Source organism: Yoonia sp. JB2-21, assembly GCF_055693545.1.
Genome location: NZ_JBVFUC010000001.1, coordinates 2,270,368 through 2,283,266, shown reverse-complemented (window position 1 = coordinate 2,283,266; position 12,899 = coordinate 2,270,368). Strand labels below are relative to the sequence as shown.

Annotated in this window: 15 protein-coding genes and 2 pseudogenes; 5 read left to right on the top strand and 12 right to left on the bottom strand. The window is 56.5% G+C overall.

Features of this window, described 5'->3' with window-relative positions; genetic code table 11:
• The first annotated feature begins 6 nt into the window (after positions 1-6).
• Both ACZ1G5_RS11380 and ACZ1G5_RS11375 read left to right on the top strand, forming a co-directional pair.
• Positions 7-195: a hypothetical protein gene (locus ACZ1G5_RS11380; protein ID WP_472732943.1), complete on the top strand. Its 189-nt coding sequence runs from the start codon at positions 7-9 to the stop codon at positions 193-195.
• A gap of 111 nt (positions 196-306) precedes the next feature.
• Positions 307-924 carry a TetR/AcrR family transcriptional regulator gene (locus tag ACZ1G5_RS11375; RefSeq protein ID WP_472732942.1) on the top strand — a complete coding sequence of 206 codons (618 nt, stop codon included), beginning with the start codon at positions 307-309 and terminating at the stop codon, positions 922-924.
• A gap of 498 nt (positions 925-1,422) precedes the next feature.
• Here the strand turns inward: ACZ1G5_RS11375 and ACZ1G5_RS11370 are convergent, their stop codons facing one another.
• Positions 1,423-2,535 (bottom strand): S-(hydroxymethyl)glutathione dehydrogenase/class III alcohol dehydrogenase, encoded by a 1,113-nt coding sequence (locus ACZ1G5_RS11370; protein ID WP_472732941.1) that lies wholly within the window; start codon positions 2,533-2,535, stop codon positions 1,423-1,425.
• Positions 2,536-2,637: 102 nt separating this feature from the next.
• Between ACZ1G5_RS11370 and ACZ1G5_RS11365 the strand changes: the two genes are divergently transcribed.
• Positions 2,638-2,910, top strand: coding sequence for an I78 family peptidase inhibitor (locus ACZ1G5_RS11365; protein ID WP_472732940.1), 273 nt, complete (start codon positions 2,638-2,640; stop codon positions 2,908-2,910).
• Positions 2,911-3,262: 352 nt separating this feature from the next.
• A complete protein-coding gene (locus ACZ1G5_RS11360) occupies positions 3,263-3,598 on the top strand; it encodes a DUF2794 domain-containing protein (protein ID WP_472732939.1) in 336 nt (111 codons plus the stop codon).
• Here the strand turns inward: ACZ1G5_RS11360 and ACZ1G5_RS11355 are convergent.
• The 3 genes and pseudogenes from ACZ1G5_RS11355 to ACZ1G5_RS11345 form a co-directional block, all read right to left on the bottom strand.
• The gene (locus ACZ1G5_RS11355; protein ID WP_472732938.1) at positions 3,595-4,410 is read right to left on the bottom strand and encodes a C40 family peptidase; all 816 of its coding nucleotides are present in this window, start codon (positions 4,408-4,410) and stop codon (positions 3,595-3,597) included. The genes ACZ1G5_RS11360 and ACZ1G5_RS11355 overlap by 4 nt on opposite strands.
• Positions 4,407-5,785, bottom strand: a pseudogene (locus ACZ1G5_RS11350) (leucyl aminopeptidase family protein). The gene ACZ1G5_RS11355 and the pseudogene ACZ1G5_RS11350 overlap by 4 nt, the downstream one beginning before the upstream one ends.
• Positions 5,786-5,860: 75 nt before the next feature.
• On the bottom strand, positions 5,861-6,277 hold the full coding sequence (locus tag ACZ1G5_RS11345; RefSeq protein ID WP_472732937.1) for a hypothetical protein: 417 nt from the start codon (positions 6,275-6,277) through the stop codon (positions 5,861-5,863).
• A 112-nt stretch (positions 6,278-6,389) separates the two neighbouring features.
• On the opposite strand from ACZ1G5_RS11345, the gene ACZ1G5_RS11340 reads away from it, so the two are divergent.
• On the top strand, positions 6,390-7,037 hold the full coding sequence (locus ACZ1G5_RS11340) for a carbonic anhydrase (RefSeq protein ID WP_472734320.1): 648 nt from the start codon (positions 6,390-6,392) through the stop codon (positions 7,035-7,037).
• Here ACZ1G5_RS11340 and zapE read toward each other — a convergent pair.
• From zapE to fghA, 8 genes and pseudogenes are all read right to left on the bottom strand, one after another.
• Positions 7,034-8,084 (bottom strand): annotated as a pseudogene (gene zapE / locus ACZ1G5_RS11335) (cell division protein ZapE). The gene ACZ1G5_RS11340 and the pseudogene zapE sit on opposite strands and share 4 nt — an antisense overlap.
• A gap of 45 nt (positions 8,085-8,129) precedes the next feature.
• Entirely contained in the window at positions 8,130-8,504 is a 375-nt protein-coding gene (locus ACZ1G5_RS11330) for an alpha/beta fold hydrolase (protein WP_472732936.1), read from the bottom strand.
• Positions 8,461-9,060, bottom strand: a complete 600-nt coding sequence (locus ACZ1G5_RS11325) for an alpha/beta fold hydrolase (RefSeq protein ID WP_472732935.1) — start codon at positions 9,058-9,060, stop codon at positions 8,461-8,463. The genes ACZ1G5_RS11330 and ACZ1G5_RS11325 overlap by 44 nt, the downstream gene beginning before the upstream one ends.
• Positions 9,061-9,094: 34 nt before the next feature.
• Positions 9,095-10,009, bottom strand: a complete 915-nt coding sequence (locus tag ACZ1G5_RS11320) for an ornithine cyclodeaminase family protein (protein WP_472732934.1) — start codon at positions 10,007-10,009, stop codon at positions 9,095-9,097.
• A complete protein-coding gene (locus ACZ1G5_RS11315) occupies positions 10,006-10,629 on the bottom strand; it encodes an HAD family hydrolase (RefSeq protein WP_472732933.1) in 624 nt (207 codons plus the stop codon). Before ACZ1G5_RS11315 ends, ACZ1G5_RS11320 begins: the two co-directional genes overlap by 4 nt.
• A gap of 29 nt (positions 10,630-10,658) precedes the next feature.
• The gene (locus tag ACZ1G5_RS11310; protein ID WP_472732932.1) at positions 10,659-11,612 is read right to left on the bottom strand and encodes a DMT family transporter; all 954 of its coding nucleotides are present in this window, start codon (positions 11,610-11,612) and stop codon (positions 10,659-10,661) included.
• Positions 11,609-12,055, bottom strand: coding sequence for a YaiI/YqxD family protein (locus tag ACZ1G5_RS11305; protein WP_472732931.1), 447 nt, complete (start codon positions 12,053-12,055; stop codon positions 11,609-11,611). The genes ACZ1G5_RS11310 and ACZ1G5_RS11305 overlap by 4 nt, the downstream gene beginning before the upstream one ends.
• Positions 12,052-12,879 (bottom strand): S-formylglutathione hydrolase, encoded by an 828-nt coding sequence (fghA, locus tag ACZ1G5_RS11300; RefSeq protein ID WP_472732930.1) that lies wholly within the window; start codon positions 12,877-12,879, stop codon positions 12,052-12,054. Before fghA ends, ACZ1G5_RS11305 begins: the two co-directional genes overlap by 4 nt.
• Positions 12,880-12,899 lie beyond the last annotated feature (20 nt).

Genomic DNA, 12,899 nt, shown 5'->3' with positions numbered 1-12,899 from the left:
ATACACATGTCACGTATCTTTTTTGCACTCTCCGCAGCCGCGTTTGTCGCAGTTGCTGCACCCGCTTCAGCCTTGTCGCTACAGGTCGACTTCCCAACACTCACCTACCCAACTCAGACTGTCCCAGATGTCAGCCAGGGTTGCTCTGACCTGACAAAGCTGTCTGGCGATACTTGCACCGTCACCACCAAGTAGCGCCAACTCTGCGATGGGGCCCCTCATCCCCGCCGGGTCCCATCGCAGCTATGTCCTTGCCGCAAGTGAACTGATCAGTTTATGATAGGGGCCTGCAAGGAGCGCCAATATATGCCCGACGGCACAATAGAACCCAAAAAAGGACGGAAATTTGATCAGGTGCTGGAAGGCGCCCGACACGTATTCTTGTCCGATGGGTTTGAAGGCGCGTCCGTCGATGACATCGCCAAGGCGGCGGGCGTCTCGAAGGCGACGCTCTACAGCTACTTCCCAGACAAGCGGTTTTTGTTCATGCAGGTCGCCAAGACCGAATGCGCCCGTCAGGCCGATCATGCGATCGAGACGATCAATATGGACGCTCCCGTCCAGCGGGTTCTGTGCGATATTGCGATGGAAATGGTCGACTTCATTACGTCGGAATTCGGCAAACGCATTTTTCGCATCTGTGTCGGCGAAAGCGACCGTTTCCCAGAGCTTGGCCGAGAGTTTTATGAAAGCGGGCCACTGTTGATCCGCAAGCGTCTTGTGGAATTCTTTCACAAAGCGGTGGATCGCGGTGAGCTTGAGATCCTTGACTATGAACTCGCCGCCGAACAATTCCACGAACTTTGCAAAGCAGATCTCTTCCCGCGCATGGTTTTTAACATGACCGACGAATTCACGCGCGCGGAGAAAATGCGTGTGGTCGATGGCGCTGTCGAAATGTTCATGGCAAGGTATGGGGTGTGACCTGCGATACTGTGTCAACGGTCTGAGGACGTAGCATAGCTGCCGTTCGTGCAGAGAGCGGCGAACCTCTTCAAAGAGCCCAAAGTGTAACGCAGGCCCCGTTCGGGTATCGCCCGACCTGGAGGGCACCAACATCACGGCTTGGCAACGCATTTCAATGACCTCGACCTTCAAGTATGTTGAAACGCTGCAAAATCGCCCTCCGGGGGAGGTCGGGCGATGCCCGGACGCGGCCGGGCGGTTGTTCTATGTGGTATCTGACACGACTAAAACGAAAGTCAACTTAGTCCCGCACAGCAGACCTTGCCTCACACCGCGCTAAATGTCCGGTTGCGGTTAGAAATGGTTGACGTTTGCCTCAGCGCAACATGACGTAGCCCCCGTGCGTGGATTGAAAGAGCCCGTTGTATCATGTCATAGATACGCAAAGTCGCTCAATCCCACAAAACGCAAAAGGCCCGGTCAGTGACCGGGCCAATGCGTCCAAGTGGACCGTCTTCAAAACTCAACAACCGCCCGAATGGATTTACCCTCATGCATCAGATCAAAGCCTTTGTTGATGTCATCCAGGCTCAGTTTATGGGTGATCATCGGATCAATCTCGATCTTGCCTTGCATGTACCAGTCCACGATTTTCGGCACATCAGTCCGGCCAGAGGCCCCGCCAAAGGCCGTCCCGCGCCAACTGCGGCCGGTGACCAGTTGGAAGGGTCGCGTCGAAATCTCGGCACCGGCGGGGGCCACACCGATGATGATACTCTCGCCCCACCCCTTGTGGGCTGCTTCCAAGGCCGTGCGCATCACGCCCACATTGCCGGTTGCATCAAAAGTATAATCGGCACCCCCACCCGTTAGTTCAACCAGATGGGCGACCATATCGCCCTCAACATCCTTGGGGTTCACAAAATCGGTCATGCCGAATTTTGTCGCCATCTCAACCTTGCCGGGGTTCAGGTCCACACCAACGATCTGATCAGCGCCGGCCATCCGCAGGCCCTGGATGACATTCAAACCAATCCCGCCGAGGCCAAAAACGATGGCGGTCGAACCGATCTCGACCTTGGCGGTGTTGATGACCGCCCCAATACCTGTCGTAACACCGCAGCCGATGTAGCAAATCTTGTCAAAGGGCGCGTCTTCGCGGACCTTCGCGAGCGCGATTTCGGGCAGCACCGTATGATTGGCAAAGGTCGAACAGCCCATGTAGTGCAAAATCGGCGTCCCATCGAGCATCGAAAAACGCGATGTGCCATCGGGCATCACACCGGCCCCTTGGGTTGACCGGATCTTTTGACAAAGGTTCGTCTTGGGGTTCAGGCAGTAGTCACACTCACGACACTCGGGCGTATAAAGCGGGATGACATGATCGCCCGGTTTCAGGCTCGTGACACCTTCACCGACCTCAACAACCACACCGGCACCCTCATGACCAAGGATGGCCGGAAACATGCCTTCGGGATCGGCACCCGACAGGGTGAACTCATCCGTATGACAAATCCCGGTCGCTTTGATCTCGACCAAAACCTCCCCCGCCTTGGGGCCTTCCAGGTTCACTTCCATCACCTCAAGCGGTTTGCCCGCTTCCAGCGCTACTGCCGCACGTGTCCGCATCTGTAGAAATCTCCCCTATTCTTCGCGGCAACGATCAAACAACCGCCGCAAAAATTCAAGCACCGACTTGCATCCGCGGCCAAAGACCGGAACACTGAGAATATGAAACGTATTCTCGCACTCCTCGCGTTGGCGGGCTGCACAGCGACGCCACCATCCGCACCACCTGTGCCGCCACAACTGGAAGACACCTGTGGTGCAGCAAAGTTCGCCCCACTGATCGGGCAGGATGCAACCGCACTGGAAAAGACACTCCGACTTGGTATGGTTCGCGTCATCCGGCCCGGCGATGCCGTCACGCAGGATTTCAGACCCACACGGATCAACTTTATGATTGGGGCTGATGAAACGATTCAGACTGTCAATTGCGGCTAGGCTGCGATCAAGACCACGCCGGCTGAAGACGCCGCACATAACACCGCAAGATTTGTGATCTCATCGGAAACGATTGTCACGTCAGCGCAGCCGCTGCACTTAAGTCACACGGAAGATGAACGCCGTGCGGTTAATGAAAATATAAGGGAAAACGAAGTTCCCCGATGTCACGAACTGGGTGGGGGCTATTGACCGCGACATCGGGGTAGCATTTCGCTATGACCTGAGATTGACAATCAGTTGTGTTCCCAGTTGGCAACGGCTGCGACCATGCCGTGTTTATTTTAAGGCAGAACAAAGGCAGGTGTAGAAGAACCCTTGATTTTGTTGGGGTTTGACGCAACTCTGTCGTATGACCATTCAGCCCCCTACGCCATTTCGCGCCCCCGAACAGATCGCCTTTCACCGTACAGAGTTGAATGTGATTCTTGGTCTTTATGGCCGCATGGTCGCCGCCGGAGAGTGGCGCGACTACGGCATGTCGCATCTCCGCGATGTTGCTGTATTCTCGGTTTTTCGCCGCACGGCCGAGAACCCGATGTACAGGATCGAAAAACGCCCCAAGCTGCGCATGAAGCAAGGGCAGTATGCGGTGATCGGGATGGACGGACAAATCCTGAAACGCGGCAATGATCTGCGTCAGGTGCTGCGGGTGCTTGAGCGCAAGCTGATCCGCGCGGTCGACTAAAGACGTTTGCGGTCCAATACGGGGCCATCCCCCTGCGCCGCGATCCTTATGATAGCCGCTTCAACGGGTTCATAGACCGTTGCCATGTGATGCGCATTCGCGTGTAGCAGCGTATCCGGATCAACCATCATCCCCACATGCCCCTTCCAAAATATCAGGTCGCCACGCTGATGGGCCCCCTCAAAAGATTGCCCCAGACCATCGCGCTGCATGTCACTATCCGCCGGACACGCAATACCGCAGGCGGACAGGCCCGCGGCAATCAGGCCAGAACAGTCAATCCCGCGCGTTGAATTTCCGCCCCACAGATATGGAACACCAAAATGTAGTTGAGCCACTGTCGCAGGGTCAGTAAAGGGCCGATCCAGACCGCGCAGATGTTTTTTGGGAATATAGCCTACGTTGGTTTCAAAGAACTTATGGCGCTCATCCAGCACGGTGACACGCGCGCCAAACGGCAAAGCAGCACGCTCAGCCGATTTGAAATTGTCCGCCATGTAGGCATGTGTCGCCATCGTCGCCACAAAATGGGTTGGCGTCGTGACTTCACCGATAGCTGACGCCAGAACATATCCCACATAGCCGTCACTGGCCTGAACAAACGCCCAGCCTTCGTGCTCTTCAAAAATAGTCACGATCGCACCCATCAGCAACTGCCGGTCACGCGGACCGTCAGGGCTTTGGCGCAAATCAACGACACTGTCCAAGACTGTGGCAGACCAGCCGTCCAGATATCGCGCGGCGTCGACTTGACCGGCCAAATGCATCGCAGCAACGCGCCCGTTGGCGGGTGTCAGCCGCCGATCCATCACAGGTTCAACATCTCGGGAAGCGCTTCTAGGACAGCCCGCGCGCCCATGCCCACACCGCCCTTCGGGCGTGCAGGGGCCGCGGTGGGTTGCCAGCCGTAAATGTCGAAATGCATGTATGGGCTTTCCACAAAACGCCGCAAGAACAACGCAGCGGTAATTGATCCCGCAAAACCCCTTTGGGTGCATTGTCGAGGTCCGCAATCCCCGGCTCAATCATGGCTTCATATGGTTCGTGAAACGGCATACGCCAAACCGGATCAGCCACCTTGGCACCGGCATTAGCAATCGCTGCGGCATAATCGTCATTGTCGGCGTAGAAAGGGGCAAGGTCCGGTCCTACCGCCACACGCGCGGCACCCGTCAACGTCGCCATTGAGATGACAAGATCGGGTTCATCCTCATCTGACAGCGTCAGCGCATCTGCCAAGACCAACCGCCCTTCTGCATCGGTATTGTTGATTTCGACCGTCAGACCTTTGCGCGATGTCAGGATATCCTGTGGCCGGAACGCATTGCCATCTATGGAATTCTCGACCGCCGGGATCAGCACGCGCAGCCGCAAGGGCAGCTCAAGCGCCATAATCATATGTGCAAGACCCAGCACAGTTGCCGCTCCGCCCATATCCTTTTTCATCAGGCCCATTGAACCGCCGGGTTTGATATTCAAACCACCGGTGTCAAAACACACACCTTTCCCAACCAGCGTAAGCTGCGGCCCGGCACTGCCCCAGCGCATATCAATCAATCGGGGCGCACGCGGGGACGCACGGCCAACCGTGTGGATCATCGGAAAATTACTGGTGACCAGGTCATCGCCTGTCACGACGTTGACTTGCGCGTCGTGGCCTGCTGCAAGCGTACGCGTTGCTTCCTCCAACTCGTCCGGTCCCATGTCCGAGGCTGGCGTATTAATCAATTCGCGTGTGAGGGCTTCCCCATTGGCGATCGTTGCAATCCGACCTGCATCAATCTGTTCAGATGCAACCAAACCCGCCTTTGGCTTGGACGGCTTCTTATAGCGATCATAGCTATAGCCCGCCAAAAGCCAGGCAAGCGATGCTTCTTCAAGGGCGTCATCCGTCAGGCCGCTGACAATTTCATACGTCCCTTCGGGCAGCTTGCTAGCAACCGCACCGATGTGAAACCGGCCGCGTTTGCGCTTTTGCGCGGTCCCATAGCCAACCAGAACCCGATCAATGGTGCCGTTTTCGTCTGGCACCACCACAAACTGACCAAGTGCGGCTGTAAAACCCTGAGCCTTTGTCCAAACCTGCGCCTGTGCGGTCAGGTCATGCAATGCCGCATCAATGTCGTTGGCCGCGATCACATGAACAGGTATCGCATCGTCTGATGGTTCGGCGAAGGCAAGCGGCATGACGTATCCTTTAAAATTCGACTACGTCACAGCCTAACCGGCTGCCCACCAGCTGCAAGAGCCGGCGCACATCGTTTAGGGATCGCGGAAGTTCCAAACCTCAGACACCGCGATATCAAAACCACGCTCCAACCGCGCGACGGTCGCCTCGATCCCGACACCATCGTTTTGGCGCAAACATGTGCCGACATGCCCGGCAGCGATCGAAACTTCGGTAAGTCCAATCTGATCTGCCACAATACCGACCCGTTGCGCCGGTCTGTGCATCTTATCGAATTCGTTCTCTGCCAGACCCCGTTGCAGCATATCAAGCCGCATAGCGATATCCTCAAGCATACGGCAAATAATCTCTTCTGCTTCGTAAGGTTCTCTTTCAGCATAGAGGCGCGAAATCGGCGACGGATCAAAGTGCAATTGATGCTGACAGGTCAAAGCAACAACATCAGTTGAGGCAACGGAAACGGGGCGTGGAAAACTTGTGATATTCTTCATGCGGGCGGTTTTAGGCCGACAAGGTTCTCAGAAGGTTGAGACAAGGCAGAAAAATCGCTCGAAATTCTCGAAAATGCGACGTATTCCTGCTGCAACAACGAAAGACAGCAATATGCACCACGCTCGCCCCCTTCCGGCCTATCTGGTCAACCGCTACCATGGTTGGAAAGCCACGGTTTATACTGAAAACAAGGGTTGGTACCGCCGATTGGCCGAAGATGGGCAGCATCCGCGTTCAATGGTGATTTCTTGTTGCGACAGCCGGGTGCATGTCACGTCGATCTTTGGCGCCGATCAGGGCGAGTTCTTTATCCATCGCAACATTGCCAATCTGGTGCCGCCATTTAATCCAGACGGCCACCATCACGGCACCTCTGCGGCAGTCGAATATGCGATCACCGGTTTGAAGGTCGCGCACCTGATCGTGCTGGGTCACTCTGGCTGCGGCGGGGTTGAGGGGTGCTATAATATGTGTTCGGGCAATGCGCCCGAACTGGAAGAAGCCAGCAGCTTTGTTGGCCGTTGGATGGATATCCTGCGTCCGGGCTACGCGGCACTTCCTGACGGCGATGATGCATCACGCAAGCGCGCCCTCGAGAAATCATCTGTCGTTATCTCCCTCGAGAACCTCATGACCTTTCCTTTTGTTAAAACCGCAATTGAAGAGGACAGGCTTTCAGTTCACGGCCTTTGGAACGATATCGGTGAGGGGAGTTTGGAAGCCTATGATCCGAAGTCAGGCGATTTCAAAGCGATCTAAGCGCCCCACTCAGCCGATTGCATTTCGCGCAGGCGGCTGGCGGTGCGCTCAAATTCAAACGTGCCGGTTCCCTCGACATAAAGCATCTCAGGCGTCGCAGCAGCGCTACAGATCAGCTGGACCTTCCCTTCGTAGAGCGTGTCAATCAGCGTCACGAACCGTTTCGCTTCGTTAAAATTATGCCGCGATAAGGCCGGTATGTCTTCAAGGATCAGGACACGGACGGCCTCTGCCAAAGCAAGGTAGTCCCCCGCACCCAAAGGACGCCCGCACAGGTCAAAGAACTTCACCCGCGCAACACCATTGTGAAAATCGGGCAATTCGACCTCACGTCCCTTCACATGCAATACCAATTTTTCCGACTGACCATTGCTTAGGCGCATCCAGATATCGTCGATGGCTTTGCGTGCGTCAGAATTTACTGGTGTGAAGTAGCTTGGCGTACCCGCCAGACGGTCCTGCCGATAGTCGGTCGGGCTCGCCAACTCATGCACGACCATCTTTTCTTTCAGCAATGCGATGAACGGGGTAAAAAGCTGTCGGTTCAATCCGTCCTTATACAAATCATCGGGGGTCTGTTCGATGTCGTCACGACGACGACACCGCGCGCAAACAGCGCCTCAAACAGCCGCCCGACAAGCATCGCATCGGTAATATCCGTGATCTGCATCTCATCAAAAGCAAGGAAACGCACCTGATCTGCAAGTTTTGCCGCTACTGGTGCCAACGCATCATCAACACCCGCCTTGCGGGCGTCGGTCATTTCCGTATGCACCCACTGCATAAAGGCGTGGAAGTGGCGGCGTTGTTTCGGCGCATCGACAAGATCATAGAGCATATCCATCAACATGGATTTGCCGCGTCCGACGCCCCCCACATATACAGGCCCGGGATTTGATCGGGCGACTTGCGAAAGAAGCTGCGTTTGACCGGCTCGGCCAGTGCGGCCCTTATGCGTTCAAGCTCTGGCAATACAACGATCTGCGCATCATCGGCCTTTAGGGTGCCCGATGCGACCGCCGCGTCGTATGCGTCTTGAACCTTCATAGCAATTGGATAGCGCGCGACAGATACAATGAAAAGCGGCCCTGCCTAGTCGCGCAGTACTGCGCGCAGCGCTTCGATCAACTGATCTTTGTGGGTGTAGGGCATCGCATGATCTGCATCCTCGACAACTTCTTGCCGGGCCGCCCGGTTCCAAAGGCCCAAAAGGCCAACCGCGCGCAGCGGGATGATCGGATCCTTCCCTGCCCAGATCGCCGTTACCGCGATGCCCTGACGACCCAGCTTGCGATGGTCTTCTTCTTGCGTCTCGGACAGCATACCGCGGCGGCTGGACAAGAGGGCGGGCAAATAGCCCCGGCGTTTCAATTCGCGGCGTTGCACGCGCATGACCTGTTCGATCTCTTGCGTGGCCCCCTTTTCAGGGATCGCCTTGCAGAATCCGATTGTGGGCAAACATCGCATGGGCCCAATCACCCACGAACGAGGATCGCCGGCAAAAGCGCGAGAAATAGCTTTCGTTCGTCGCAATACCGGCACTTGCGACAAGGATCACGCTTTTGATGCTATGCGGGAACTCGGCGGCAAAGGCAGTCGCGATACTGCCACCCATCGAATAGCCCGCTACGGTGATTTCTTCGGTCAAACCATAGTAGGCGCACAAGTCAGAGAGCTGGCGCAGAAAGAACTGCCGGTTTTGGTCACCCGGCGGCGCATCCGAAAGGCCGCGCCCATAAAGGTCATACATCAAGACCCGATATCCAAGATCACCCAGGCCCTCTGCCACCGCATCCATCGAAATCATCGGTGTTGCAACACCGTGTATCACAACGGCGACCGGACCGCGTGCTGACCCGGTCCAGCGGCAGTGCGTGACACCCTGCGAAAGTTGAATGAATTCGCCCTTGGCGCCGTGTCTCTCTGTCGGGCCAATCGCCGTGCGACGACGTTCAACATAAAAAGGACGGATGGCAATATAGCCAAAGATGACCACGCCCAATACAACCAAAACCCAAACCAACGAAGAACGCCTTTCACTAATTCTAATTGGGCCTTTAACCCGATGCGGTCCGGGCTTCCAGTATGTACCGGCTCGTCATTAAGTCGAGATGCGCCCCGCCGCCATTCTTAAACAACGTAATCTCGTCGGGAGTATGGCGGCGAAACTGATCCAGCTGATAATAGTCTGCGATGACTTCTTCGGGTTTGAACTGACCGGTTGCGATGGGGATTTTCAGCTCTCCGATATGGTTGACTGTCGTCTCTCGGCTATCGACAAAAACACGGGCGCGGGCCAATGCCGCGTTGTCCACCTCGCGCATGTCCGAGCGGTAGGCCCCGATCAGATCAACATGCTGGCCCGGTTGCAGCCAGTCCCCTTTGATAATCGGTTCCGTTGTCATTGTAGCCGATGTAATCACATCGGCACCTTTCACCGCCTGTTCCAAATCCGTAGCAATCGTCACATCCGGGAATGCCGCCTGCATCGCCTCCGCTCCTGCCGCCGAACGGTTCCAAACAGTGAACTGCGCATCTGGAAAAGCCGCGCCATAAGCCTCGCGCAACGAATGGCCAACAGTGCCCGCACCCACGATCAGGATTTTCCTGCTATCCGGACGGGCCAAGCGTCGAGCCGCCAACAGGCTATCACCCGCAGTCTTCCACTTCGTCACAAGCGCAAAATCAAGGATCGCCTCAAGCGCCCCATCCTTGCCGGAAAACAGGTTCACGGCGCCACCGATTGCAGGTTTGCCCGCGTGTTTGTTGCCGGGAAAGATCGTCGCGCATTTGACCGCCAACCCCAGCCCCGCGATCCAAGCGGAGCGGTTCAGCAATGTGTTCTCTCCTTCATAGAGGAAAACATCGGCCACATCGGCCTTTGGCCCCGCGTGGCCCGCTGCCAAAGCGTCCGTTAGCGCCAGCCAATCAAGGTTCTCTTGCCCTTCTTCAAAGGGGATCATCACGGTCATTGCGCGGCCTTCGCAGCCAACAGCCCTTCAGCGACCAAACGATCCGCCCACCCCTGCGCACCTTCAAACAAATGGGTCTGCCAGCCTCGGGCTTTTGCCACATTGATGTTGTCGATCCGGTCATCGGTGAACAACAGGCAGCCGGGCGGCACCCCGCAATCCGCCTCAACCATCTGATAAATCTGCGCCTCGGGTTTGATCACGCCCATATGGCCAGAGATGTAACGGCGGTCAAATTCGCCCAAGAACGGATAAACCGGTTCGGCTACCTCAAACGTCTGAATACCAAAATTCGTCAGCGCAAAAACGGGCACGCCTGCACTGCGCAAGGCCCGCAGCAAACGCACTGAATGATCAATCGCAGGGGCGGCCATTTCAATCCAACGGTCGTGCCACATCAGCACCTCGTCATGCCAATCGGGGTTCGCCTTGGCGGCGGCGTGGATCGTCTCGCGGAAATTGCCGCCACGATCCACCTCATCATTGATGCCGTGCAGATCAATCGCGGCAAACATCGCGCGCCTGCGCTCTTCCCCGATGACACTGTCAAAGAACCGCTCTGGCTGCCATTCGATCAGGACATTCCCGATATCGAAAACCACTGCTTTGACCTCTGGCATGCTGTCTCCCGCGCTTGCTTGGGCTCAGCCTAACGCCGCAACGGGCGCTGTAAAGCCACGGCTTTCGTCTGCGCCTCGCGCCAGATCGTGAACAGCCCTGCCCCAAGGATCAAAGCCATGCCGAAATAATCCCAGGCGTCAGGGAATTCGTCAAAGATCAGCATGCCCCAGACCACCGAAATCGGCAGGGCAAGGTATTCAAACGGTGCGATATAAGACGCGTCCGCAACTCGGTAAGCTTGGCTGATCAAATACCCGGCCACAGCAATGCCGATGCCAATGATCACGAAGACAGGATAGTCAGCGACCAAAGGCCAACTCCATTCGCGAAACAAGAATGCGAGCGATGGGTCGGACTGATCCCCAAACCGTCCGTCCCCGACGATCAGACCAAAGGCGATGCCCACAATGATGAACATGATCTGGATATAAAACGCCATCGTGGCCGCGCTTTCCGTGCCCCCGATCCGGCGGGTGATGATGTGAATACCTGCATAGCAAAACGCCGCCGCCAGCGGCAGAATCGACGCCAGTTGAAACGCCTGCGTTCCGGGCCGCATCATCACCAGCACACCCACAAAACCCACCGCAATCGCAGCCCAGCGCCGGGGGCCAACGACCTCGTTCAAAAACAGCACCGAGAACAGGGTGATCAAGAGAGGGCTGATGAAAAAGATCGCAACAGCATCCGCCAAAGGCATCGCCGCCAGCCCCAGAAAGAAGGTCATATTGGCAAAGACGACACAAAGCCCGCGCAGCATATGCATCTTGAGCTTTTTGGTACGGGCAATCGCCCGGCCCGTCGTCATCGGTGCGATGATCGCGACGATGATGATCAGGCCAATGACCGACCGGATCAGCACCACTTGGTGCAGGGCATAGCCACCACTGAGAAACTTGATCGCCACATCATTGATCGAGAAAAAGACGACCGCGACCGACGCACAAAGCGCGCCAAGTTTCGCAGGCGACAGTGGCGTCATGGTTTCGCCGCAGCCCGCACCGCCCGTTCCAACCCATCCAAAAACCGCGCGCGGTCCGCTTTGCTAAAAGGCTTACCGCCGCCTTGCCGAAAGGGATCAGCCGCACGCATATCCGTCATCAGATCGCGGGTCGCCAGCACATTGCCGATATTGGCCTGTGTCAGCGCCTCACCATTATGTTTCAGCACCAGCGCGCCGTTCTCGATACAGCGCGCGGCCAGTGGAATATCGCCCGTAATCACGACATCGCCCTTGGTGGCCCTATCCGCGATCCACATATCCGCTACATCAGGGCCATCGGGCACCACAACGGTTTCCACAAACGGATTTTGCGACGGACGAATACCGCCGTTAGACACCACAAACATGCGCAGCTTATGCCGTGTGCCGACACGTTCCACCTCGGCCTTGACCGGGCAGGCATCGGCATCAACGTAGATCATCCGTAAAGCGCCTCGGCATGAAAGGCGACGTGGTCTTCCATGAAGGTCGAGATAAAGAAATACGAATGGTCGTAGCCCTTTTGCAGCCTAATCTGGCCCTGCTGGCGCTTGACGGCCATCGCTTGCGCAAAATGCTCTGTTCCCAGCAGATCACCGAATTGGTCATCCGTGCCGGTATCAATCAAGATCGGGCCGTCAAAGCCCAATTCCTGCATCAACAAAGTCGCGTCATGGGGGCCCCAATTCGCCTCATCCCCCCAATAGGCGGCGAATTGTTTGCGGCCCCAGTCGCTGGCTGTCGGATGACAGATGGGCGCAAAGGCAGACACCGATTTGAACCGCCCCTGCAACGCCATCGCCATGGTCAGCGCACCATGCCCACCCATCGAATGGCCGGTGATGGATTGGCGCGTCATGTCGAGCGGAAAGTTATTGCCCAGCAGCGCAGGTAGTTCCTCATCCACATAGGTCCACATTTTGAAATGTGTGTCCCAAGGGGCTTGGGTCGCATCAATGTAAAAGCCTGCCCCTTTGCCCAGATCATAGGCCTCATCATCGGGCACGTCTTCGCCGCGTGGCGATGTATCGGGAAAGACCAGCGCGATCCCCTGCTCTGCCGCCCAGGCCTGCGCGCCCGCCTTGGTCATCGCGTTTTCATGGGTGCAGGTCAGACCCGACAAAAACCACAAGACCGGCACAGGGCCATCTGCGACCTCGGCTGGCAAAAACAACCCAAAAGTCATATCGCAGGAACAGGCATCAGAGGCATGTGAATACACGCCCTGCATACCGCCAAAGCACTGGTTCTCCGAGATCGTTTCCATAAGCACACCCTTTCGTTTCA